Genomic DNA, 23,189 nt, shown 5'->3' on the forward strand with positions numbered 1-23,189 from the left:
GTCAGAACTCCCCCGTCCGATCCGTCCGCAGCCTCTCCAGGACCAGCAGCGCCACCGCGCACACCACCATCAGAATCGTCGAGAGGGCCATGGCCTGGCCGTAGTTGAGGTCGCCGGCCCGTCCGAGCAGCCGCGCCACCGCGACGGGCAGCGTCGGGTTGTCGGGCCGCGCGATGAACACGGTCGCCCCGAACTCGCCCAGCGACACAGCGAACGCGAACCCGGCCGCGACCAGCAGCGCCCGCCGCACGATCGGCAGGTCGACCTCACGCCACACCCGCGACGGCGACGCCCCGAGCACGGCGGCCGCCTCCCGCAGCCGTTCGTCCACGGCCCGCAGCACGGGCAGCATGGTGCGTACGACGAAAGGGGCACCCACCAGCGCCTGCGCGAGCGGCACCAGGATCCAGGATCCACGCAGGTCGAGGGGCGGCTTGTCGAGGGCGATCAGGAAACCGAAGCCCACCGTGACGGCGGATACGCCCAACGGCAGCATCAGCAGCGCGTCGAAGCCGCGCACGAGACGGCCGGCGTCCCTCCGGGCGAGTGCCGCGGCGGCGAGTGAGCCGATCAGTACGGCGATCAGGGTGGCGGCGACGGCGTACTGGAGCGAGTTGCCGACGGCGTCGATCGGAGCCACGAGGAAGGTTCCGCCGTCCGCCCGCATCAGCGCCTTGTAGTACCCGAAACCCGGCGCGTCGAAGGACCGTTGCACGAGGACGGCGAGCGGCAGCACCAACAGCACGGCGACGGTGGCGAGGACCGAGCCGAGCAGCGCCCACTGCCCCGCCCCGCGCGGTGTGCGCCCCGTGAGGGACGCGTCGACCAGCCGCAGCGCGCTCTCGCGGCGGCGCACGGTCCAGGCGTGCACGACGAGGATCGCGCCCACCGCCACGAACTGGACGATCGTCAGCACGGCGGCCGTGGACAGGTCGAAGATCTCCGAGGTCTGCCGGTAGATCTCGACCTCCAGCGTGGCGAAGGTGGGGCCGCCGAGGATCTGCACCACGCCGAACGAGGTGAAGGTGAACAGGAACACCATCAGCCCTGCGGCGGCAACGGCCGGGCCCAGCGCGGGCAGCGTCACCTGCCGCCAGGCCGCGAACCGGGAGGCGCCGAGCACGCGGGCGGCCTCCTCCTGGCGCGGGTCGAGCTGTGCCCACAGGCTGCCGACCGTGCGGACGACGACCGCGTAGTTGAAGAAGACGTGAGCGAGCAGGATGGCCCACACGGTGGTGTCGAGTCGCAGGCCCCACAGGTCGTCGAGGAGTCCGCCGCGGCCGACGAGCGCCAGGAAGGCGCTGCCGGCGACAACCGTGGGCAGCACGAACGGGACGGTGACGACCGCGCGCAGCACCTGCTTGCCCGGGAAGTCGTAGCGCGCGAAGACGTACGCGCCGGGGAGCGCGACCAGCAGCGTGAGGGCGGTGGAGGCGAGCGCCTGCCAGGTCGTGAACCACAGCACATGCCGGATGTCGGGCTGTGCGAGCACGTGCGCGATCCGCCCGAAGCGCCACGCCCCGTCGACGTGGAGACCGCGCGAGACGATCGCGGCGACGGGGTAGGCGAAGAAGACCGCGAAGAACGCGACGGGCAGGGCCATGAGCCCGAGCCGCGCCGCGCTCCCCCGGGTCCGCGGTGCTACTTCAGTACGAGTGACGTCCACGACCTGACCCACTGGTCACGGTTGGCGGTGACCCTGGCGGGGGCCATGGTCTCGGGGTCCTTGGCCGCGGGGCCGTACTCGGTGAACTCCGAGGGCACCTTCGCACCGTTGACCACCGGGTACACGAACATGTTGAGCGGCATGTCCTCCTGGAACCTCTTGGTGAGCAGGAAGTCGATGAACGCCTTGCCGCCCTGCGGGTTGTGAGCGTTGCTCAGCAGGCCCGCGAACTCGATCTGGCGGAAGCAGGTGCCGGTCGCGACGCCGGTCGGCGCGGTCTTGGGCCGCGGCTGGGCATAGATGACCTCGGCGGGCGGCGAGGACGCGTACGAGACGACCAGGGGCCGGTCGCCCCCCGCCTTCCTGCCGCCGGCCGAACCGGAGAACTCCTCGTTGTACGCCTGGTCCCAGCCGTCGACCACCTTCACACCGTTGGCCTTGAGCTTCTTCCAGTAGTCCTGCCAGCCTCCCCCACTCTCGGCTTCGCTCGAGCGGGAGGTGCCCCCATCGCCGTACCGGGCGGCGGTGCCGAGCAGGAAGCCGAGGCCGGGCGAGGACGTGGAGGCGTTCTCGGTGACCAGCAGGTCCTTGTACGCGGGCTTGGTGAGGTCGTCGAAGGAGACCGGCGGAGTCAGCTTGTGGTCGGCGAAGTACTTCTTGTCGTAGTTGACACAGATGTCGCCGTAGTCGATCGGCGTGACCCGGTGCTTGTCCTTGTCGAGTTGGTACCGTGCGCCGGCCTGGTCGAGGCCCTTGGCCTCGTACGGCTGGAAAAGACCGTTGTCGAGGGCCCGCGAGAGCAGCGTGTTGTCGACGCCGAAGAGGACGTCGCCCTGCGGATTGTCCTTGGTGAGGATCGCCTTGTTGACGGCCTGACCCGCGTCGCCGTCCTTGAGGACCTTGACCGTGTATCCGGACTGCTTCTCGAAGGCCGAGATGACGCTCTTGGAGGCGGCCCACGAGTCATGACTGACCAGGGTCACGGTCTTGGAGTCGCCGCCGCTCCCGCTCGAGGAGCCGGACGACCCGCACGCGGACAGCGTGACCATGCCCAGCCCGACGACCACGGCCGCGAACTGCTTACCGGTGATGCTCACTTGATTTCCTCCTGGGGTGACCAGGAAGAGACGCGGCCCTGCCCGGGGCTCCGTAGGGATCCCGGGCAGGGCGCAACAGCTTGAGTGAAGACCGAACTTCCTACCCAGAATGACCTGGGCGAGGTTCAGAGGGTCTGCGGGCTCTCCCGCACTCTCAGCGCTGTGGCGCTCCCCTGTCGGAATATGAAGATGTACCTACCGGGCTCAGACTACCGCCCTAACGCTCGCTGGCCGCCAGCTGCCCGCACGCTCCGTCGATCTCCTGGCCACGGGTGTCCCGGATCGTCACCGGCACTCCATGGGCGGCGATCGCCTCGACGAACGCCTTCTCGTCCTCGGGCCGTGACGCGGTCCACTTGGAGCCGGGCGTCGGATTCAGCGGGATCAGATTGACGTGCACGGGCTTGCCCTTGAGCAGCCGGCCGAGGCGGTCGCCGCGCCACGCCTGGTCGTTGATGTCCCGGATCAGCGCGTACTCGATGGACAGCCGCCGCCCGGACTTCTCGACGTACTCGAACCCGGCGTCGAGGACCTCGCGCACCTTCCACCGGGTGTTGACCGGCACGAGGGTGTCGCGCAGCTCGTCGTCCGGCGCGTGCAGGGAGACGGCGAGCCGGCACTTGAAGCCCTCGTCTGCGAAGCGGTGGATGGCCGGCACCAGTCCGACGGTGGACACGGTGATGCCGCGCTGCGAGAGCCCGAGCCCGTCCGGCGCGGGGTCGGTGAGGGCGCGAATGGCACCGACGACGCGCTTGTAGTTGGCGAGCGGCTCACCCATGCCCATGAAGACGATGTTGGACAGCCGCGTCGGACCGCCGGGGATCTCGCCGTCGCGCAGCGCCCGCATGCCGTCCACGATCTGGTGCACGATCTCGGCGGTGGACAGGTTGCGGTCGAGGCCGGCCTGACCGGTGGCGCAGAAGGGGCAGTTCATGCCGCAGCCCGCCTGGGAGCTGATGCACATGGTGACCCGGTCGGGATACCGCATGAGCACGGACTCGACGAGGGTCCCGTCGAACAGCCGCCACAGCGTCTTGCGGGTCGTCTCCTGGTCGGTCGACAGATGCCTCACGACCGTCATCAGCTCGGGAAACAGCGCCTCCTGGAGCCTGGTGCGGGAGGAGGCGGGGATGTCGGTCCACTGCTCCGGGTCGTGCGCGTACCGGGCGAAGTAGTGCTGCGAGAGCTGCTTGGCGCGGAACGGCTTCTCGCCGATCGCGGCGACCGTTTCTTTGCGCTCGGCGGGCGTGAGGTCGGCAAGATGCCGCGGCGGCGTCTTGGCTCCGCGCGGCGCGACGAAAGTGAGTTCTCCGGGCTTAGGCATGGCTTCACCAGTGTCGCAGATCCGATCGGGTGACCTGGGGTCTCAGCCATGCGCGGAGGCCTCACTGGTCATCTCCGATCGTCGCCGGTCCCCCTCGACGGCCCCCAGACGGCCCGGCGATCCCGGGGCTCAGGGATGTCCTCACAGGTCAAAGCCTGTCACCGCGGTTACCGGTCTGTCCTGCCCCTGTCCGTGGGCTTCCAGGGCCGCGAGGCGTCATCGGGGCGGTTCAGACACAGGCCGCCGATCGCGACATCGACTCCTGGCGGAACTGCCGCGGCTTGGATGGTCACGCGTGAGCCCCTCTCGCCGCAGGGCGCCACCTTCGGGTGAATCCGGGGCCAGCGGGTCGCCAGAAGCGATACCCGGCGCTACCTTCGAACACATGAGCGATTGGCGTGATGCGGAAGAGGTCCCGCTCCCGATTCCGGCCCACATGCCGGCGAGGGAGGAGGTGGAGTTCAACCGCACCGGCCTCTGGCTCACGCTCAACCGGGCCCGTCGACGGCAGAGGACGCAGGTCGTCCAGTACCGCGGCCTGCCGGACGGGACCCGGGCCATCCTCACCGTGGTGGACTGGCCGTCGCCGTCGATTCGCATGACGTGGGTCGTGTGGGACCCTGACCGCATGAGCCTCGAGTACACCTCGGGGACGGTTCTCGCGACGGCGGAGGCCGAGCCGCGCGAGGGTGATGCCCGTGCGATCACCACCGGCGAGATGCTCGACTGCTTCACGGGCCACCACACGACGTACTGGCCGCACCGCGATGTCGAGGTGCGCGTCGGAGGGCTCTGGCGCCCGGGCAAGCTGCGCTGCCTCTTCCACGGGCCCGACGGCCGGGCGGTGGCCTTGGTGATGACGTCGTTGTACGAGCCGGACTGGGGGGCATGGGTCGCGTTCAAGCGGATGTACCGCTGGGATCCGGAGGCGATCAGACCGTCCCGTGTCGTCGATTCCTGATGCCGTTCGTCGAGCCGCGACAGCGGTGGGCGGCGTCAGCTCGTACGGAGGCTCGCGCTGACGTACGAAAGCCCAAGTCAGGCAGTCGTGCCTGACATCGTGTCGCGGAGTTCGGCGATCTCGCGCTCCAGCTCGCGGTAGTGGTCGCTGACCTTGCGCTCGGGGGTCGGGGTGACCCGGCCCTCCTCCAGGGCGGTCAGCCGGTCGCCGAGAGCGGCGAGGTTCGCCTGCCAGCCGAACCAGCCGGCCGCGCCATGGGTCGCCGTCAGCTCGTCGTGGGCGGCGCGGAAGGCAGCGTGGATGCGCTCACGGAGCGGGACCAGGTCCTCGCGCAGACGTTCGGTCTTCTGGCGCAGCTCCACCACCGACTCGACGGCGCCGACCAGCGGGTCCCCGGCCTCCGCCATCGCCTGGGCGTGCTCCACAAGCACCTCGAGCCACGGCATGATCTCGTGGAGGTCGTTCTCGTCCTTGCCGACGAGCAACGCGCGCGTCTCGGCGTACTGCTCCGACATGGTGTCCAGGTCTGCGAAGACGCGCGCGGCCGCGTCGGTCTGCGCGCGGATGGCGTCGACGGGCAGCCCGTCCCGCCGGCCGAGCAGGACCGCGATCTCCGCCATCTCCTGCGCCAGCGCCTCGCGCAGTTCCAGCAGCCCCTGATGGGCCTGGTCCGCCGACTCGATGGTCGACCTGATGCTCCCCGCGAGCGCTTCGGCCGATCCCTGCGCCTCCTGCTCACGTCTGGCGCGCTTACGTCCCCACATACACCGACCCCTGTCCGGACACATCACACGGTGCGGTGATCATATGTAGGGAAGGGGTGGTTCCGGGGGTGTAAGGGCCCGTCCGTCAGCCGGACCCCACGAACAGCACGAGGAGCAGCCACACCACCGGCGCCGTGGGCAGGAGCGAGTCCAGACGGTCCATGATGCCGCCGTGGCCCGGCAGCAGGGTGCCCATGTCCTTGATGCCCAGGTCGCGCTTGATCATGGACTCGCCCAGATCGCCGAGGGTCGCGCTGGCCGCGACCGCGAGGCCCAGCAGGAGGCCCTGCCACCAGGAGCCGCCGTCGATCAGGAACTGCATGCACAGGGCGCCCGCCACCATCGCGAAGGTGACCGCGCCGATGAGGCCCTCGCGGGTCTTGCCGGGGCTGATGCGCGGGGCGAGCTTGTGCCTGCCGAAGCGCCAGCCGATCGCGTACGCGCCCGTGTCGCTGACGACCGTCAGAAGGAGGAAGGTCAGGACGCGGCGCGGACCGTCCTCGGCCGTCAGCATCATCGCCACGAACGTGGCCAGGAACGGCACGTAGAAGGCCGCGAAGACACCCGCCGTGACGTCCTTGAGATAGCCGTCCGGCGGCTCCGTCATACGCCAGACAAGGACCGCGAGCGCCGTGAGCGACATCGCCACCCAGGCGCCTTCGGCACCCCGCAGGTAGCCGGCGACGATCATCGCCGCGCCGCCGACCGCCAGCGGCACGAGGGGCGCCTTGATGCCCTTGCGCTCCTCCAGCCGCTTCGTCAGTTCCCACAGGCCCACGACGACTGCGACCGCTATGACGCCGACGAACACGGCCTTGACGATGAACAACGACGCGACGATCACGACGCCGAGCCCGACGCCGACGCCTATGGCCGCGCCCAGGTCACGGCCCGCGCTCTTCTTCTGCGGTGCGGGCGCCGGCTGCGGGGCGTCGGGCATGGGCTCCGGATTCTGCGAGGCCGCCCACGGGGACGGCGCATACGGCGTCTGGTCGCGGAACAAGGGGCCGCTCACCCGAGCGGCCGCCGGATCGTCATCCTGGTCTCCGCCGGGTGCGGGTACCTCGGGCGCGATGGGCATGGGGCGAGTCTGCTGGGCGTCATGCGCATCGTACGCGGGACCCGCCGGGCCGACCCCATGGGCCGGCCCCTGCTCGGTGGGCCCCCAGTACCCGGTCTGTGGCGGCGCCCCCCAGGAAGAGTCGTTCATCAGACCTCGAGCAGCTCCGCTTCCTTGTGCTTGAGCAGCTCGTCCACCTGCGCGACGTACTTCGCGGTGGTGTCGTCGAGCTCCTTCTCCGCACGGCGGCCCTCGTCCTCGCCGACCTCGCCGTCCTTGATCAGCTTGTCGATGGCGTCCTTGGCCTTGCGGCGCACGGAGCGGATCGAGACCTTGGCGTCCTCGCCCTTGCCCTTGGCGACCTTGATGTACTCCCGGCGGCGCTCCTCGGTGAGCTCGGGGAACACCACACGGATGATGTTGCCGTCATTGCTCGGGTTGACGCCCAGGTCGGAGTCGCGGATCGCCTGCTCGATGTTGCGCAGCGCGCTCTTGTCGAACGGCGTCACCACGGCCATGCGCGGCTCAGGCACCGAGAACGAGGCCAGCTGGTTGATCGGCGTCGGTGCGCCGTAGTAGTCGGCCACGATCTTGTTGAACATCGCCGGGTGCGCACGGCCGGTGCGGATCGCGGCGAAGTCCTCCTTGGCGACCACGACGGCCTTCTCCATCTTCTCCTCGGCCTCGAGGAGGGTCTCTTCGATCACCACTTGCTCCTGCGTGTCTTGAGTAGGCCCGGCAGCTGTCGCTCGTCGGTCTGCCGCCGGCTGCGTCGCGTCTTCTTCCTGCACGGTTCCGGACCGGTAGGACATTGTCCATCCCCCGGTCAGGGTCCGTCGCCCGGACGGGGTTCATCCCGGACGGGTCTGCCCCCGGTCAGTCCCGGCTGCCTTGGTCACCCACGAGTGTGCCGATCTTCTCACCCTTGACGGCCCGTGCGATATTGCCCTCCGCCAGGAGCTCGAAGACCAGGATGGGCAGCTTGTTGTCCCGGCACAGCGTGATCGCGGTCATGTCGGCGACCTTGAGGTCGCGGGTGATGACCTCGCCGTAGCTGAGCGAGTCGAACTTGACGGCCTCCGGGTTGGTCTTCGGGTCGGAGTCGTAGACCCCGTCCACGCCGTTCTTGCCCATGAGCAGCGCCTCGGCGTCGATCTCCAGGGCGCGCTGGGCGGCGGTGGTGTCGGTGGAGAAGTACGGCATGCCCATACCGGCGCCGAAGATGACCACGCGACCCTTCTCCAGGTGTCGCACGGCGCGCAACGGGATGTACGGTTCGGCGACCTGACCCATGGTGATGGCGGTCTGCACGCGCGAGTCGATGCCCTCCTTCTCCAGGAAGTCCTGGAGGGCGAGGCAGTTCATGACCGTGCCGAGCATGCCCATGTAGTCGGAGCGCGCGCGGTCCATGCCGCGCTGCTGGAGCTCGGCGCCACGGAAGAAGTTGCCACCGCCGATGACCACGGCGATCTGGGATCCGTCGCGCACCACGGCCGCGATCTCACGGGCGATGGCGTGCACCACGTCCGGGTCGACGCCGAGTCCGGTGCCGCCGGAGAACGCCTCTCCGGACAGCTTCAGCAGAAACCGGCCGCGTACTTTGCCGTCGTCGCTCTTCTCGGCCTTCGTGGTCATGGAGATCTCCTCGTGGTGCACATACGAAGAAGGCCATTGCCGGTGGGGCGTGTTTCGCATCCCATGCGCGGCAATGGCCTCCTCGTCAGATCTGCCGTCGTCCGCCACGCGTGTGTGCGGGACGGCATACGCGAACAGCATGGACGACTGCTTACGACCTTATCGGGGTCGCACGTCGATCGCGGTACGGACTCAGATGCCGACCTTGATGCGCGTGAAGCGCTTCAGGGTGACACCCGCCTCGTCCAGGACCTTCTGGACGGACTTCTTGTTGTCGAGCGCGTACGGCTGGCCCAGCAGCGTCGCGTCCTTGAAGAAGCCGCCCAGGCGACCCTCGACGATCTTGGCGATCGCGGCCTCGGGCTTGCCCTCGGCGCGGGTGGTCTCCTCGGCGATGCGACGCTCGGACTCGACGACCTCGGCCGGCACGTCCTCCTTGGAGAGGTACTTCGGCGCGAAGGCGGCGATGTGCTGGGCGACGCCCTTGGCGACCTCGGCGTTCGGCTTGTCGAGCTCCACGAGGACACCGATCTGCGGCGGCAGGTCGGGCATGGTGCGGTGCATGTACGCGGTCACGAAGCCGTCGGCGAACTGCGCGAAGCGGTCCAGGACGATCTTCTCGCCGAGGTTGGCGTTGGCCTCGTCGACGAACGCCTGGACCGTCTTGCCGGGCTCGATCTCGGAGGCGAGCAGGGCCTCGAGGTCGGCCGGGGAGGTCTTGGCGACGTGCTCGGCGATCGCCTGGGCGACGGCCTGGAACTTGTCGCCCTTGGCGACGAAGTCGGTCTCGCACTTCAGCTCGACGAGGACACCGGAGGAGTTGTCGTCGGCGATGATGGAGACCACGGCGCCGTTCTCGGCGGAGCGGCCCTCGCGTTTGGCGACGCCCTTCTGGCCCTTGATCCGGAGCGCCTCGACGGCCTTCTCGACGTTGCCCTCGGCCTCGTCCAGCGCCTTCTTGCAGTCCATCATGCCGGCGCCGGTGAGCTCGCGGAGCTTCTTGACGTCGGCGGCGGTGTAGTTCGCCATGATCTGTGAATCTCTTCTCGGAGTTCGAAGTCTCGAAGTCGGCAGCGGCCGCGGCTTGTGCGGGCCGCCGCCAAAGATCTACGGGCTACGAAGATCTAAGGGCTGCGGGTGAACGGCGGGTGACGCGGTCGGCGCCACCCGCCCTCACTTCAGCCGAACGGCCGTGAGGTCAGGCCTGCTCGCCCTCGGCGGCCGGAGCCTCGGCGGCCGGAGCCTCAGCAGCCGGAGCCTCAGCAGCCGCAGCCTCAGCGGCGGGCGCCTCGGCGGCGGGGGCCTCCTCGGCCTTCTTCTCGCCCTCGAGCAGGTCGCGCTCCCACTCGGCGAGCGGCTCGCCCGCGGCCTTCTCACCCTTGCCCTCGGTGGCGACACCGGAGCGTGCGATGAGACCCTCGGCGACGGCGTCGGCGATCACACGGGTCAGCAGGGTGACGGAGCGGATCGCGTCGTCGTTGCCCGGGATCTTGTAGTCGACCTCGTCGGGGTCGCAGTTGGTGTCGAGGATGGCGACGACCGGGATGTTGAGCTTGCGGGCCTCGCCGACCGCGATGTGCTCCTTCTTGGTGTCCACGATCCAGACGGCGCTCGGCACCTTCTGCATCTCGCGGATACCGCCGAGGGTCTTCTCCAGCTTGGCCTTCTCGCGCGAGAGGACCAGGAGCTCCTTCTTGGTCAGACCGGAGGAGGCGACGTCCTCGAAGTCGATCTGCTCGAGCTCCTTGAGGCGCTGCAGACGCTTGTAGACGGTCGAGAAGTTGGTGAGCATGCCGCCCAGCCAGCGCTGGTTGACGTACGGCATGCCGACGCGGGTGGCCTGCTCGGCGATGGCCTCCTGCGCCTGCTTCTTCGTGCCGACGAACATGACCGTGCCGCCATGGGCGACGGTCTCCTTGACGAACTCGTAGGCGCGGTCGATGTACGACAGCGACTGGAGCAGGTCGATGATGTAGATGCCGTTGCGCTCGGTGAAGATGAAGCGCTTCATCTTCGGGTTCCAGCGACGGGTCTGGTGACCGAAGTGGACGCCGCTCTCCAGCAGCTCCCGCATCGTGACGACGGCCATGGCCGTTCTCCTTGAGTTTTCTCGGTTGTGCCGCGGGTGCCGGATGACACTCGCGCCTGACGCCCGCGATGCGCCGTGCCGCGAAGGACCGAGAGGCGCTGACACCGGCCTCATGAGGGCCTGGTGTCGGGGCGTGCGAAGTCGACCCGGTGACCCGGATCGCCACAAGAAGTGTACGGGACACGCAGAGCAGCGGGTGACCCCGCTGTCCACAAAGGGGCAGTTGTCCACAGATCCGGCCATGATCGCCCGGCGTGCGGGACGGTTCTCGCATGCGAGCGAAACGATGTCTGCGGGCATGGTCCGCGGTGCTGTTGCTGGTGACGCTGAGCGTACTGGCCCCGGTGGCGTGGGCGGCCGTGCCGGCACGGCCGCATCCGGCCATGGCAGCCGCACCGGTCGCCGACGCGCCGGTGCCGGCCGTCGCCCGGGTCTGGCCGGTGGGCGTCCACCCCGTGGTCCTGCGCGGGTGGCAGCCTCCGGCGCATCCGTACGGCCCCGGTCACCGGGGCGTGGACCTGGCGGCGGCTCCGAGTGATCCGGTACGGGCGGTGGCCGGCGGCCGCGTGGCCTTCGCGGGGCGGGTGGCGGGACGGGGCGTGGTCTCCGTAGACCTGGCGGACACCGGCGACCCTCTGCTGCGGACGACGTACGAACCCGTACGCGCATCGGTGCGCGAGGGCGACGAGGTGGCGCCGGGCGAGGTGCTGGGGGTGCTGGAACCTCCGACCACCCACTGCGCGACACCCTGTCTGCACTGGGGTCTGCGCAGAGGGGACACGTATCTGAACCCGCTGTCCCTGCTGCCGCCGTGGCTGCTGCGGGCCGGACCGTCCCGGCTGTTACGGGTCGACAAGGTGCCGTTGCCGTAGCCGCGGGGCGCTCGGCCAGGGCGCCGCGTGCGCTCAGCCCCGGACGCCCCGCAGGGCCATCGCGACCGCCGCTTCGGTGATGTCGGCCGGATCCTCCGCGGCGCCGAGTTCGATGCGCCGCACCGCCGCGTCGACCACGCCCTGAAGCAGCATCGCGGCCAGCCGGGGCTCACGGTGCCCCATCCGGCCGAGCGCCTCGACGATCATCGCGACGAGCCCGCCGTGCGCGGCCCGGATCTTCTCGCGCGCCCCGGCGTCGAGTTCGCTCGCGGAGATGGCCACCACGGCGCGGTGCCGCCGGTCCCCCACGAGCGCCAGCTGCTGCCGTACATAGGCCTCGATCTTCTCCTCGGGCCCGTCCTCCGCGGCCATCGCCGCCTCGACCTCCGCCGCCCAGACGGGGAAGTCGACCGCGCACAGCTCCTCCACGACGGCCGCACGGGAGCGGAAGTACTCGTAGACGGAGGACCGCGCCAGGCCCGTCCGCTCGGCGAGGGCCGGGAAGGTCAGCGCCTCCGTACCGCCCTCGGACAGAAGGGATCGTGCCGCGTCCAGCAGGGCGGCTCGCTGCATCGACCGGTGCTCGGCCACGGAGGCCGCTCGAATCCTTGGCACGTCAACCACTGTACGGACGGACCGCCGCCGAAGGGAGGCGCACCCGCCGTGTGCCCCGGTCCCGGGCTCCGCCCGCGGGGCGTGTAAGAGCCGCGTCCGCCGGGGCCCATCACGCACCCCAGCGAATTCTCAGCGTCCGAAACCGGCCAGTTTGGCCCGCAGCTGGAGCACGGACTTCGTGTGGATCTGACTCACCCGGCTCTCGGTCACCCCCAGCACATTGCCGATCTCGGCGAGGGTCAGCCCTTCGTAGTAGTACAGCGTGACCACGGTCTTCTCGCGGTCGGGCAGGGTGTTGATCGCCCGTGCCAGGAACCGCCGCAGCTCCCGGTCCTCGGCCACTTCCACCGGGTTGTCCGCGGCGGTGTCCTCGAGGGTGTCCATCAGACTCAGCCGGTCGCCGCCCTCGCCGCCCACGTGCAGCAGCTCTTCCAGGGCCACCACGTTCGCCAGCGACAACTGGCTGAAGACGGCATGGAGCTCTTCCACGCCGATGCCCATCTCCGCGGCCACCTCACCCTCGGACGGCGTCCTCCGCAGCCGGGCCTCCAGGGTCGCGTACGCCCGCTCCACGCTCCGCGCCTTCTGCCGCACCGACCGGGGGATCCAGTCCAGCGCCCGCAGCTCGTCGATCATCGCGCCGCGGATCCGCGTGATCGCATACGTCTCGAACTTGATCTCCCGGTCGATGTCGAACTTCTCGATCGCGTCGATCAGCCCGAAGACCCCCGACGACACGAAGTCCGCCTGCTCCACATTGGCCGGCAGTCCCACGCTCACCCGTCCCGCCACGTACTTCACCAACGGCGAGTAGTGCAGGATCAGCTGCTCCCGCAACCGCTCGTCCCCCGTCTCCTTGTACGACCGCCACAACTCGTCGAGCGTCGAGGGAGCGGGCGGGCGCACGCTGCCGCCGTCACGGGCGGCTGGGGGAAGCGCCGCCCGGTCGGACCCGGAGGTGTGCTGGGGCATTCGTCGCCTTGTGCCGTTCTGCTGTGAGCTGGGGGTGGCTGGGTGAGCTGTCGGTCTGATGTCGAGATGCCTGTCTGAGTCGGGATCCTCGTGAGCGTAGCGTGACTGTGGTGTCGCAGTGTGCGAAGGGCAAGGGATCACCCGTGCGCGAAGCAGCTCGGCGGGGCACGTTCCGGGGCCACGGCCGTCGCCCTGTGTGATCGCCGGAAAGAGTCAACTACGGGAATTGCCAAGGCTGTCGGGGATCGCCCGGACGGCCGAACACGCTCGGTCAGCATCGACCATGATCTTGCCGGGCGTCGATCACGGCCTGGCGTGTCAACTTCCAGCCGTCGTCGTGTCGTTCGACGAAACCAAGTGATCGGAGTTCGTACAGCCTCGCGACCGCGTCGTCCTCGGTCGTCTGTGCGCCCCGCGCGATGTCGGACGCCGACGTCGCTCTCCGTGCAGGCAGTGCTGCCAGAACCCGCCGGGCGGCCGGTTCCAGCAGATCACGCGGCAGCACGGGGCCCCGCCGGTCCGGCGCCAGCTCGCCCATGTCACCGACCAGTTCGACCACGTCCGCGGCGTCGGAGACAAGCACGGCCTCTCCGCGCAGCAGTTCGTGCACACCGGCCGAGAGACCGCTGGTGACCGGTCCGGGCACGCCCATGGTGTACCGGCCGAGTCGCTCCGCCGCCCGTGCCGTGACCAGCGCGCCGCTGCGGTACGCCGCCTCGACGACCACGGTGCCCCGGGTGAGCGCCGCGATCAGGCGGTTTCTGAGGATGAATCTGCTCGGCGTCGGATGATCGCCGGGCGGCAACTCGCCGATGACCAATCCCTGGTCGGCGATCCTGGTGATCAGCTCGGTGTGTCCGCGCGGGTAGGACCGGTCCACTCCGCAGGCCAGCACGGCGACGGTGGCGCCGCCGGCGGCGAGGGTGCCCCGGTGCGCGGCCCCGTCCACGCCGTACGCGCCGCCGGAGACGACCACCCAGCCGCGCTCCGCGAGCCCCGCGCCGAGGGTGGCCGCCACATGAGCCCCGTACTCGGTGCAGGCCCGCGCGCCCACGACCGCGACGGATTTGAGGGCCCACATCCGCAGACTGGGACGCCCGCGCACCCACAGGCCGACCGGCCGGGCATCCCCGAGGTCGTCGAGCTGGGCGGGCCACTCGGACGCTCCGGGGATCACGAATCTCACCCCCGCTTCCCGGGCCGCGGTCCAGTCCCGCAGCGGCTCGGCCCGTGCGGCCCGCGCCCGCAGCCCGGCCCACCGTTTCTCGCTCACTCCCGGCAGCGGCTTGCTGCCCTCCCGCAGCCGCCGGGCCACCTCCTCGGCCCCGCGTTCCCGTAGCCAGCGGCCCACCATCTCGTCCCCGGGCTCGACGACCCGGCTGAGGAAGATCCGGGCGAAGCACTCACCGTCCGGGGCGGCGCCGCCGCTCACGTCAGCGCCCCGAGGGCCATCGGCACGCCCCGTGGGACGCCCGTGCGCAGTTGCAGGGCCAGAGCCACGTCCGTCGCGTCCGGCCGGTCATGGCCCACGAGGTCCGCGACGGTCCAGGCCACGCGCAGCACGCGGTCGAGTCCCCGGGCCGTGAGCACGCCCCGCTCGAGACTGCGCTCGGCCTCGTCCATCGCCCCGCTCGCGGCATACCAGCGGTTGCGCAGCTCGCGTCCCGGCACTTCGCTGTTGGTCCTCCAGGGTGTGCCCACCAGTCGCGCGGCAGCGCGCTCCCTGGCCTCGCGGACCCGGGCGGCGACCGTCGTGGTGGACTCGCCCCGCGCGCCGCGCTCGGTGAGTTCGGCGCGGGTGACCGGATCCACCTCGACACGCAGGTCGACCCGGTCCAGGAGCGGGCCGGAGAGCCGCGCCTGATAACGGCGGATCGCCGAGGGCGGGCACTCGCACAGGGTGTCGCGCTGCGAGAAGCGGCCACATGGGCACGGGTTGGCCGCGAGCACCATCAGGAACTTCGCCGGAAAGCGCACGACACCCGCGCTACGGGCGATCACGACGTGCCCGGACTCCAGGGGCTGACGCAGCGCGTCCAGGGCCTGGCTGTTGAACTCGGGCGTTTCGTCCAGGAAGAGGACGCCCCGGTGGGAGAGCGACACGGCCCCCGGGCGGGCGATGCCGGGGCCGCCGCCCACGAGTGCCTGCATGGTGGCCGAGTGGTGCGGGGCGCAGTAGGGAGCGACGTCGATCAGGGGTTTGCCCAAAGGAAGCAGACCCGCCACCGAATGCACCGCTGTGACCTCCAGCGACTCCTCTCTCCTGAGCTTGGGCAGGATGGCGGGCAGCCGCTCGGCGAGCATGGTCTTCCCGGCACCGGGCGGTCCTTCCAGGAACAGGTGGTGCCCGCCGGCCGCGGCCACCTCCGCCGCCGTGCGCGCCGAGACCTGACCCACGACATCGGCGAGATCGTGGCCCTGGTCGTGCTGGGCGGCGCCCATGCTGCGCATCCCGGTGGCCGCGCCGGTGCCCGGTAGACGCAGACCGGCGAGGAGCGGATCCGGGCGGCCCAGCCCGTCCGGCTCCTCGTCGGGCACGGGCTCGTCCGTGAGGACGGCGATCAGCTGGCGCAGACTGCGCACGCCCAGCACGGACACGCCGGGCACCAGCGATGCCTCGGCGGTGGCGCACTCCGGCACGACCACCTGTTCGTAACCCGCGTCCGCCGCGGCCAGAACCGCCGGCAGGATGCCCCTCACGGGCCGGACCCGTCCGTCCAGACCCAGCTCGCCGATCATGACGATGTCGGCGAGCACCCGCGGATCGATCCGCTCCGCGGCGCCGAGCACCGCGCAGGCCACGGCGAGGTCGAACCCGCTGCCCGCCTTCGGCACGGAAGCGGGGCTCAGCCCGACGGTGAGCTTCTTCTGCGGCCACTCGCCCCCCGAGTTCACCACCGCCGCCCGCACGCGGTCCCGGCTCTCCGTCAGGCTTTTGTCGGGCAGGCCCACCAGGGTGAACGCCGCGACGCCCGGTTCGAGGTCGGCCTGGACCTCGACCACCACTCCCTCCACGCCGACCAGCGCCACGGAGCACGTCCGTGCGAAGCCCATCAGGCCACCCCCCGCACGTGCTCGACCACGGCGGCGCCGCGCTCGGGCAGGACGACGCCGACCACGTCGATGCGCACGCCGCCCGGCGGGGCCCCTCCGTGTGCCTGGATCCAGCGTTGGGCGAGGTCTCGCAGCCGCTCGGCCTTGACCGGCGTGACCGCGGCCATCGGATGCTCGAAGCGGCCGCCCCTGCGGGTCTTGACCTCACAGACGACCAGGACGTCGCCGTCCCTGGCCACGATGTCGATCTCGCCGCTCCTGCCGGAGCGCCAGTTGCGCTCCAGGAGTGTCATCCCGGCGCCCGCCAGCCGCCGGGCGGCCAGCTCCTCGCCGTACTTGCCGAGTGCACCTTGTGCGTTCATGTCGGCACCACCTCCGGTGCCAACCGTCACGCATCCGCCTCCACGGAGTGGATCTTGGTGGACAACTCGGCGGTTGTGGACAACTCCGTCACCCTCGTGAGGGAGGCGACCGTGGCCGTCACCCGCCCGGGAGCTCCAGATCGCTCTTGTTCAGCTCCTCGATATTCACGTCCTTGAACGTCAGTACCCGCACCTGCTTCACGAAGCGGGCAGGCCGGTACATGTCCCAGACCCAGGCGTCCGCCATGGACACCTCGAAAAACACCTCGCCCTGGACCGAGTGCACCTGCATCTCGTAGTCGTTGGTGAGGTAGAAGCGCCGTTCGGTCTCGATCACATATTTGAACAGACCGACGACATCGCGGTACTCCCGGTAGAGCTTCAGCTCCATCTCGGTCTCGTACTTCTCGAGGTCCTCGGCGCTCATGGCATGTTCCCCTTCAGCCGTGCGATCCCACCATTGTGCGCCAGTCCCGTGCGCCTCTAGACGATTTCAGTGTCGAGGATCTCGGGCCTGGCCGGGGGACCTTCGTCGAGCAGTGTGCGCAACAGCTCGGCGAGTCTCTTCGGATACACCGTCTCATGCGCCTCGGCCAGCTCCCCGCACGTCCACCACCGTGCTCCGGCGACACTGCGCTTTTCCAGCTCCGTCAGGTTCAGCGCGGCCGTCGCCGTCTGGGCCGTACGGGCCAGGTAATACCACTCGTCCTGGTCCCAGCGGCGACCGGCGAAGGGAAACGAGCACGTCCGCCGCCACAGCACCGGGCCCAGCTCGACATCCGTGATTCCGGTCTCCTCGGCCAGCTCGCGCAACGCGGCCTGCTCACGCGTCTCCTCGCCCTCCACGCCGCCGCCGGGTGTGAACCACCAGTCGTCGGCCGGATCGTCCGGCTCGTGCCCGTGGAGCAGCAGGATGCGGTCCTGCGGATCGAGGAGCACCACCCGGGCCACCTTTCGCAGCCCGCTCGCGTACGAATCCTGCGGCGGCGGTGAAGCTTCAGCGGGCACCGGCCGGCTCCGTCCGCGGGGCGCTGCGCCTGCCGCCCGCGCGCTTGGCGATCGGGCCGTACGCCGCGCCGAGCATCACCAGCACCCCGCCCGCCACGATCGTGCCGACGATCGGCCGCAGGGGTCCGGGCGACGAGATCGCACCCAGCGCCTCGAAGCCCGTCGGTCGGTCCAGCATGCCGTTCATCGGCCACACCACGGCGTCCACACGGGCGTCGACCGCGCTGCGCCCCACCGTGCCGTTGAAGGCCTCCGTGAGGTGGGCCGTGGAGTCGAGGGAGCCGCTGCGCTCGTCGCCGAGCAGGAACAGCCGGCCCTTGGGGACCGTGATCCTGGGGATGGTCGTGGACTCCGCGGCCTGCCCCTTGGCCAGGTACGACTCGTGGATCTCCTTGCCGTTGACGGTGAGCTTGCCGTCGGTGCAGCAGGCGACCGTGTCGCCGCCGATCGCCACGACCCGCTTGACCATGGGCATGTCGCCCCAGCTCTTCTGCTGGAAGACGACGACGTCGCCGCGCTTGATGTCGGCCGTGTCGATGCGCTGGGCGAGGACCCGGTCACCGGCCATGATGGTGGGCGACATGGACTCGGTCGGCACGGTATAGGGCTTGTAGACGATCCCGCCCCAGACGAACCCGCCGAGGAAGAGCACGCAGCCGAGGGCCACAGTCAGTCCTGACAAGGTGCTGCCGAGCCGTCCGCGGCCCTCGCCCGTACGACCAGTCCTGCTCATCCCAGTGCTCCCCAGGTCGGAGATTCGATCCCGTGGCCCATACGGGGCCACGGAAGATCGGCGATCTGGGACGGCACCCTACCGGGCGGTACCGCTGCCAGAAACCCTCGGGTTTCCGGCGGTAAGGCGCGCAGTGATCCGGCGCCTGCGCCACAGCACCAGGGGAACCGCGCCCGTCAGACCGAGTGCTCCGGGGGCCGCCACGCTCAGGCCCTGATCGAAGGTGTCCGGGATCGGCAGCGTGTTCCAGCGGGTGGGGGGCCAGGCGACGACGACGGCGCGGCCCACGACGTTCCCCACGGGCACGAAGCCCTGGTACTTGTCCTGCTGGTGGTAGCGGGAGTCCAGCGAGTTCTGCCGGTGGTCGCCCATGACCCAGATTTTGCCCGCGGGAACGGTGACCTTGAACTGGCCGCCCTGGTCGTCGACGCTGCACGGGGTGTTGCCGGGGTACACATACGGCTCGTTGAGCGCCCTGCCGTTGACCATCAGCGGGCCGGTGCCCTTGCACTCGATGGTGTCGCCGGCGACGCCGACGACCCGCTTGATGAGGTCCTTCTCCTCCGCCGACGGCATCAGGCCGATCCAGCTCAGGGCCGTCTGAAGGGCGTTGGGGTTGGCGGTGGGCTCGCCCGCCAGCCAGTTGTCCGGGTCATGAAAGACGACGACCTCGCCGCGCGAGGGCTCGGATCCGAACCACGGCGTCAACTTGTCGACGAGGACACGGTCACCCTGCTGGAGGGTGTTCTGCATCGAGTCCGAGGGGATAGAGAACGCCTGCACCAGGAACGTCTTGATCAGCAGCGCGAGCACCAGCGCGATACCGATGAGGAGCGGGAGTTCCTTCCAGAAGGAGCGCTGCTTCTTCGACTGGGGTGGCTGCCTGTCGCTGTCCCCCGTGCCGCCGTCCGAGGAGTCGCTCCCGGAGCCTACGTGGTCTTCCGCGGCAGGGGCAGCCGTCCCGTCGGGTCGCTCCGGCCGCTCCTCGGGACCCTCGTGTCCGGACCGTGCGCCGACCGCCAAATCCCCCACGTCCACTCCTCACTCCGTATCGCCGCCGGCGTCCAAGTCGACGCAGGCCCACCACTCCCATAACGAGCGGGAGTTCCGCAGGGCTCGGGAGGGGGATCAATCCGTATCGATCCGCGGAGGCCACCCTATGCGACGGACCGAGTGCGGTGATCGACCCGCTGGGCACCGATGTGTAGGTGTCCGGCTCCTTCAGGCGTGTCCAGTGCCCGATGGGCCAGGCGATGACCATGGCGCGGCCGACGACGGACTTCTCGGAGACCGTACCGCTGAACGCCTCCGTGCGGTGGTAGCGCGAGTCGGCGGAATTGGCGCGGTGGTCGCCCATGACCCACAGACGACCCGAGGGCACGGTCACCGAGAACGAGAAGTCGGAAGGCTTGTTCCCCGGGTGAACGTAGGGCTCGTTCAGCGGCGTGCCGTTGACAGTGACGCGTCCTTGCGTGTCACAGCACTTGACGGTGTCTCCGCCGACCGCCACGACCCGTTTGATGAGGTCCTTGTCGTTGTCGGAGGGCAGCAGACCGATCCAGGTGAGCCCTTCCTTGATCTGCTTGACGACGACGGGGTCGTTCTGCTTGGTCGTCTTCTCGCCCGCGAGCCAGTCGCCGGGGTCCCGGAAGACGACGACGTCGCCGCGCTGCGGCTTGGAGCCGAACCACGGGGTCAACTTGTCGACGAGGACGCGGTCGCCGACCTGGATCGTGTTCTCCATGGAGCCCGACGGGATCACGAAGGCCTGCAGGAGAAACGTCTTCAGGACCAGCGCTATGAGGACGGCGACGCCGGCCAGGAGAGGTATCTCCTTGACGGCGGAGCGCCTCCTCTTGCGCCTGACCTTGCGCTGGAGCTTGCGCCGCTCGGCGCGGCTGCGCCCGGTGGGGACGCTCCCTCCGGCGCGCCGCGAGCCGGTGGGCAGGAGGTTCTGGGTGACGGTGTCGACCGGCATGCCGCGCGGTTTGCCGCGGTTACCCATGGACACCGTCCACGGCGGGCACATGCGCGTAGGCGCCGGGACGCGTGATGCGCCGCCAGTGTGCGGTGGGCCAGACCACCCAGTCGGCCCTGCCGATCACGACGTCGACAGGGATCATTCCGCCGCCCGGCGAGCCCAGATGGTCGCGGGAGTCGCTGGAGTCGCTGCGATGGTCGCCGAGCACGAAGAGTGTGCCGTCGGGCACGACGACGTCGAAGGAGACGTCGGACGGGCTGTTGCCGGGGTAAAGAAACGACGACTCGTCGACCGTCCGGCCGTTCACCTCGAGCCTCCCCTCCTTGTCGCAGCAGACCACGTGGTCTCCCCCCACACCTACTACCCGTTTGATGTAGTCGGCGTTCCCGAAGTACCCGGTGCCGTCGAACACGACGACGTCTCCCCGCTGCGGCTTCGATCCGAAACGGTACGCCAACTTATTTACGAGCACGCGGTCCCCAACCCTCAATCCGCGCTCCATCGAGCTGCTGGGGATGTCGAACGGCTGCGTCACGAATGTGCTGAGCGTGAGGAGAAAGAGCAGGCAGACCAGCACGGTCAGGGTGATCCGCCCGCCGGGCAGCCACTCGGCGATCCGGGTCACCAACGCGAAGCGCGACCGTCCCTCCGGACCCCGTGTGTCCGAGATCTCCTCGGAGTCGGCGGGGTCGGAGGAGCGGTCGCGCTCCCTGTGCTGTGCTTCGGTGTCCATCGGGGCCAGATGCTATCCGGCCCCGCTTCGAACCCCCGGAGGCGCTCAGTTCTCGCGCTTCTCCTTGATCTTCGCCGCCTTGCCGCGCAGGTCGCGCAGGTAGTACAGCTTGGCGCGGCGCACGTCACCGCGGGTGACGAGCTCGATCTTCTCCACGATCGGGGTGTGCACCGGGAAGGTGCGCTCGACGCCGACGGAGAAGGAGACCTTGCGGACCGTGAAGGTCTCGCGCACGCCGGAGCCCTGGCGACGGATCACCACGCCCTTGAACTGCTGCACACGGGAGCGGTTGCCCTCGATGACGCGGACGTGGACGTTGACGGTGTCACCCGGGCGGAAGGCCGGGACGTCGCTGCGCAGCGACGCGGTGTCGACGGAGTCGAGCAGGTGAGACATTTCGTCTGCTTTCTTCGCCAATGCCACAGGTCATCGGCGGGAGATAGTTTTTCGGTAAGAATCGTGGGCCCCGTCGGGGCGGGCGTCGTGTCCCCCTGTGGCAGGGGCGCACGCCGGACGGAGGACAACAGCCGCCTATTCTTCCACGCCGTCCGGCCTGCGCCAAAATCGGCCGTGCGGTGTGCCGTCCGGGTCGGGTGCCCAGCCCAGGATGGAGAGCATTTCGCGGTCCTTCTTGTCGAAGGCCGCCGGGTCGCAGCGCTCGATCAGGTCGGGCCGGCTGGCCGTCGTACGCTTCAGGGCCTCGTCGCGGCGCCAGCGGGCGATCCTGCCGTGGTGGCCGCTGAGCAGCACCTCGGGGATGCCCCGGCCGCGCCAGGTCGGCGGCTTGGTGTAGACCGGCCCCTCCAGGAGGTTCGCCATCGCGCCGGGTGCGAAGGAGTCGTCCCGGTGGGACTCGGCGTTGCCCAGGACCCCGGGCAGCAGCCTGGCCACCGCCTCGGTGATGACGAGGACGGCGGCCTCGCCGCCGGCAAGGACGTAGTCGCCGATGGACACCTCGTACACCGGTATCCGGGTGGCGTACTCGTCGATGACACGCCGGTCGATGCCCTCGTAGCGGGCGGGTGTGAAGACCAGCCATGGGCGCTCGGAGAGCTCGACGGCGAGTTCCTGGGTGAAGGGGCGGCCGCTGGGCGTGGGAACGATCAGTGCGGGTGCCGAGGAACCGGTCTCGTACCCGTCGGCCAGGACGTCGTCCAGTGCCTCGCCCCAGGGTTCGGTCTTCATGACCATGCCGGGGCCGCCGCCGTACGGCGTGTCGTCGACCGTGTTGTGGCGGTCGTACGTCCAGGACCGCAGGTCGTGCACGTGGACGTTCAGCAGTCCACGCGCGCGTGCCTTGCCGACCAGGGAGACGTTCAGGGGTTCCAGGTACTCGGGGAAGATCGTGACGACGTCGAGCCGCATTACGCCTCTTCTCCGGACGGCTCCCCGGATTCCCCGCCGGATGTCCTGGAGGAGGCGATCTCCGCACGGTCGTCGATCAGACCCGGCGGCGGGTCGATGACGGCACGCTGCTCCTCGAGGTCGATCTCGGTGACGATCTCCTCGACGAACGGGATGAGGACCTCGCTGCCGTCGGGGCGCTCGACCACGAACAGGTCCTGGGAGGGCAGGTGCGAGATCTCGGTGATCCGACCGACCGCCATGCCGCCCCCGGTCACCACGTCCAGGTCGATGAGCTGGTGGTCGTAGTACTCGTCCTCGCCCTCGGGGAGCTCGTCCGGGTCGACCTCGGCGATCAGAAGGGTGTTGCGGAGAGCCTCGGCGGCGCTGCGGTCCTGCACGCCCTCGAAGCGCAGAAGCAGTCTGCCGCTGTGCACCCGGCCGGTTTCGATGGTGAGCGGGCCCGCGGACGCGGGATCGGTGGCCAGTACGGCGCCGGGGGCGAGCCTGAGCTCCGGCTCGTCGGTACGTACTTCCACGGTGACCTCGCCCTTGACGCCGTGGGCTCGGCCGATCCGTGCGACTACCAGCTGCACTTCTGAAGATCTCCTGTCGTAACGACGACGGGCCGGGGACGGCCCAGCGGCCCTCCCCGGCCCGAGCCGGTTGCGATAAGCGTCAGCGGACGTGGTCCACGTCGACGAGGTCGACACGGACACCTCGGCCGCCGATGGCACCCACGACGGTACGCAGAGCGCGTGCGGTGCGGCCGTTGCGACCGATCACCTTGCCGAGGTCGTCCGGGTGGACCCGGACCTCGAGCACACGTCCGCGGCGCAGGGTGCGCGAGGCCACCTGCACATCGTCAGGGTTGTCGACGATGCCCTTCACGAGGTGCTCGAGAGCCTCCTCGAGCATG

25 protein-coding genes and 1 pseudogene are annotated in these 23,189 nt (G+C 69.7%); 2 read left to right on the plus strand and 24 right to left on the minus strand.

What is annotated here, in order from left to right; genetic code table 11:
• Position 1: 1 nt before the first annotated feature.
• The 3 genes from ACZ3TS_RS10360 to rlmN all read right to left on the minus strand — a co-directional run bounded on the left by ACZ3TS_RS10360 (position 2) and on the right by rlmN (position 4,087).
• Positions 2 to 1,666, minus strand: coding sequence for an ABC transporter permease (locus ACZ3TS_RS10360; RefSeq protein ID WP_467615818.1), 1,665 nt, complete (start codon positions 1,664 to 1,666; stop codon positions 2 to 4).
• Complete coding sequence (locus ACZ3TS_RS10365; RefSeq protein WP_467616124.1) at positions 1,642 to 2,715, minus strand: thiamine ABC transporter substrate-binding protein; 1,074 nt, start codon at positions 2,713 to 2,715, stop codon at positions 1,642 to 1,644. The genes ACZ3TS_RS10360 and ACZ3TS_RS10365 overlap by 25 nt, the downstream gene beginning before the upstream one ends.
• Before the next feature lie 265 nt (positions 2,716 to 2,980).
• The gene (rlmN, locus tag ACZ3TS_RS10370) at positions 2,981 to 4,087 is read right to left on the minus strand and encodes a dual-specificity RNA methyltransferase RlmN (RefSeq protein ID WP_467615821.1); all 1,107 of its coding nucleotides are present in this window, start codon (positions 4,085 to 4,087) and stop codon (positions 2,981 to 2,983) included.
• Positions 4,088 to 4,472: 385 nt separating this feature from the next.
• Between rlmN and ACZ3TS_RS10375 the strand changes: the two genes are divergently transcribed.
• The gene (locus ACZ3TS_RS10375) at positions 4,473 to 5,048 is read left to right on the plus strand and encodes a hypothetical protein (RefSeq protein WP_467615824.1); all 576 of its coding nucleotides are present in this window, start codon (positions 4,473 to 4,475) and stop codon (positions 5,046 to 5,048) included.
• A gap of 77 nt (positions 5,049 to 5,125) precedes the next feature.
• Here the strand turns inward: ACZ3TS_RS10375 and ACZ3TS_RS10380 are convergent, their stop codons facing one another.
• From ACZ3TS_RS10380 to rpsB, 6 genes are all read right to left on the minus strand, one after another.
• The gene (locus ACZ3TS_RS10380; RefSeq protein ID WP_467615827.1) at positions 5,126 to 5,812 is read right to left on the minus strand and encodes a hypothetical protein; all 687 of its coding nucleotides are present in this window, start codon (positions 5,810 to 5,812) and stop codon (positions 5,126 to 5,128) included.
• Between the two features lie 85 nt (positions 5,813 to 5,897).
• The gene (locus ACZ3TS_RS10385; protein ID WP_467615829.1) at positions 5,898 to 7,022 is read right to left on the minus strand and encodes a phosphatidate cytidylyltransferase; all 1,125 of its coding nucleotides are present in this window, start codon (positions 7,020 to 7,022) and stop codon (positions 5,898 to 5,900) included.
• Positions 7,022 to 7,579, minus strand: a complete 558-nt coding sequence (gene frr, locus ACZ3TS_RS10390; RefSeq protein ID WP_014675285.1) for a ribosome recycling factor — start codon at positions 7,577 to 7,579, stop codon at positions 7,022 to 7,024. Before frr ends, ACZ3TS_RS10385 begins: the two co-directional genes overlap by 1 nt.
• A 169-nt stretch (positions 7,580 to 7,748) precedes the next feature.
• Entirely contained in the window at positions 7,749 to 8,507 is a 759-nt protein-coding gene (pyrH, locus tag ACZ3TS_RS10395; protein ID WP_234514508.1) for a UMP kinase, read from the minus strand.
• Between the two features lie 192 nt (positions 8,508 to 8,699).
• A complete protein-coding gene (tsf, locus tag ACZ3TS_RS10400; protein WP_467615832.1) occupies positions 8,700 to 9,536 on the minus strand; it encodes a translation elongation factor Ts in 837 nt (278 codons plus the stop codon).
• 169 nt (positions 9,537 to 9,705) lie between these two features.
• Entirely contained in the window at positions 9,706 to 10,596 is an 891-nt protein-coding gene (gene rpsB, locus ACZ3TS_RS10405) for a 30S ribosomal protein S2 (protein ID WP_467615833.1), read from the minus strand.
• 272 nt (positions 10,597 to 10,868) lie between these two features.
• Between rpsB and ACZ3TS_RS10410 the strand changes: the two genes are divergently transcribed.
• Positions 10,869 to 11,468, plus strand: coding sequence for a murein hydrolase activator EnvC family protein (locus tag ACZ3TS_RS10410; RefSeq protein ID WP_467615835.1), 600 nt, complete (start codon positions 10,869 to 10,871; stop codon positions 11,466 to 11,468).
• 33 nt (positions 11,469 to 11,501) lie between these two features.
• Here the strand turns inward: ACZ3TS_RS10410 and ACZ3TS_RS10415 are convergent, their stop codons facing one another.
• From ACZ3TS_RS10415 to ACZ3TS_RS10485, 15 genes and pseudogenes are all read right to left on the minus strand, one after another.
• Positions 11,502 to 12,059 (minus strand): TetR/AcrR family transcriptional regulator, encoded by a 558-nt coding sequence (locus tag ACZ3TS_RS10415; RefSeq protein ID WP_467616126.1) that lies wholly within the window; start codon positions 12,057 to 12,059, stop codon positions 11,502 to 11,504.
• A gap of 153 nt (positions 12,060 to 12,212) precedes the next feature.
• Positions 12,213 to 13,055, minus strand: coding sequence for an RNA polymerase sigma factor WhiG (whiG, locus tag ACZ3TS_RS10420; RefSeq protein ID WP_467615837.1), 843 nt, complete (start codon positions 13,053 to 13,055; stop codon positions 12,213 to 12,215).
• A 271-nt stretch (positions 13,056 to 13,326) separates the two neighbouring features.
• The gene (gene dprA, locus ACZ3TS_RS10425; protein WP_467615838.1) at positions 13,327 to 14,487 is read right to left on the minus strand and encodes a DNA-processing protein DprA; all 1,161 of its coding nucleotides are present in this window, start codon (positions 14,485 to 14,487) and stop codon (positions 13,327 to 13,329) included.
• Positions 14,484 to 16,109 carry a YifB family Mg chelatase-like AAA ATPase gene (locus ACZ3TS_RS10430; RefSeq protein ID WP_467615841.1) on the minus strand — a complete coding sequence of 542 codons (1,626 nt, stop codon included), beginning with the start codon at positions 16,107 to 16,109 and terminating at the stop codon, positions 14,484 to 14,486. The genes dprA and ACZ3TS_RS10430 overlap by 4 nt, the downstream gene beginning before the upstream one ends.
• Positions 16,109 to 16,501 (minus strand): YraN family protein, encoded by a 393-nt coding sequence (locus tag ACZ3TS_RS10435; RefSeq protein ID WP_467615844.1) that lies wholly within the window; start codon positions 16,499 to 16,501, stop codon positions 16,109 to 16,111. Before ACZ3TS_RS10435 ends, ACZ3TS_RS10430 begins: the two co-directional genes overlap by 1 nt.
• Positions 16,502 to 16,589: 88 nt before the next feature.
• The gene (locus tag ACZ3TS_RS10440) at positions 16,590 to 16,898 is read right to left on the minus strand and encodes a DUF2469 domain-containing protein (RefSeq protein WP_003965949.1); all 309 of its coding nucleotides are present in this window, start codon (positions 16,896 to 16,898) and stop codon (positions 16,590 to 16,592) included.
• A 56-nt stretch (positions 16,899 to 16,954) separates the two neighbouring features.
• On the minus strand, positions 16,955 to 17,479 hold the full coding sequence (locus ACZ3TS_RS10445; RefSeq protein WP_467615846.1) for an NUDIX hydrolase: 525 nt from the start codon (positions 17,477 to 17,479) through the stop codon (positions 16,955 to 16,957).
• Entirely contained in the window at positions 17,469 to 18,212 is a 744-nt protein-coding gene (lepB, locus tag ACZ3TS_RS10450; protein WP_467615849.1) for a signal peptidase I, read from the minus strand. Before lepB (ACZ3TS_RS10450) ends, ACZ3TS_RS10445 begins: the two co-directional genes overlap by 11 nt.
• A gap of 78 nt (positions 18,213 to 18,290) precedes the next feature.
• Entirely contained in the window at positions 18,291 to 19,244 is a 954-nt protein-coding gene (gene lepB / locus ACZ3TS_RS10455) for a signal peptidase I (RefSeq protein ID WP_467615851.1), read from the minus strand.
• Positions 19,132 to 20,217 (minus strand): annotated as a pseudogene (gene lepB, locus ACZ3TS_RS10460) (signal peptidase I); the annotation flags it as partial. The gene lepB (ACZ3TS_RS10455) and the pseudogene lepB (ACZ3TS_RS10460), both read right to left, overlap by 113 nt.
• Positions 20,210 to 20,926 (minus strand): signal peptidase I, encoded by a 717-nt coding sequence (gene lepB / locus ACZ3TS_RS10465; protein ID WP_467615853.1) that lies wholly within the window; start codon positions 20,924 to 20,926, stop codon positions 20,210 to 20,212. The gene lepB (ACZ3TS_RS10465) and the pseudogene lepB (ACZ3TS_RS10460), both read right to left, overlap by 8 nt.
• A 45-nt stretch (positions 20,927 to 20,971) precedes the next feature.
• Positions 20,972 to 21,322, minus strand: a complete 351-nt coding sequence (gene rplS / locus ACZ3TS_RS10470) for a 50S ribosomal protein L19 (protein ID WP_467615856.1) — start codon at positions 21,320 to 21,322, stop codon at positions 20,972 to 20,974.
• 135 nt (positions 21,323 to 21,457) lie between these two features.
• Entirely contained in the window at positions 21,458 to 22,291 is an 834-nt protein-coding gene (trmD, locus tag ACZ3TS_RS10475) for a tRNA (guanosine(37)-N1)-methyltransferase TrmD (RefSeq protein WP_467615859.1), read from the minus strand.
• Positions 22,291 to 22,866: a ribosome maturation factor RimM gene (gene rimM / locus ACZ3TS_RS10480; RefSeq protein WP_467615861.1), complete on the minus strand. Its 576-nt coding sequence runs from the start codon at positions 22,864 to 22,866 to the stop codon at positions 22,291 to 22,293. The genes trmD and rimM overlap by 1 nt, the downstream gene beginning before the upstream one ends.
• Before the next feature lie 82 nt (positions 22,867 to 22,948).
• Complete coding sequence (locus tag ACZ3TS_RS10485; RefSeq protein WP_007384965.1) at positions 22,949 to 23,188, minus strand: RNA-binding protein; 240 nt, start codon at positions 23,186 to 23,188, stop codon at positions 22,949 to 22,951.
• Position 23,189 lies beyond the last annotated feature (1 nt).

The organism is Streptomyces sp. NPDC022910 (assembly GCF_055561075.1).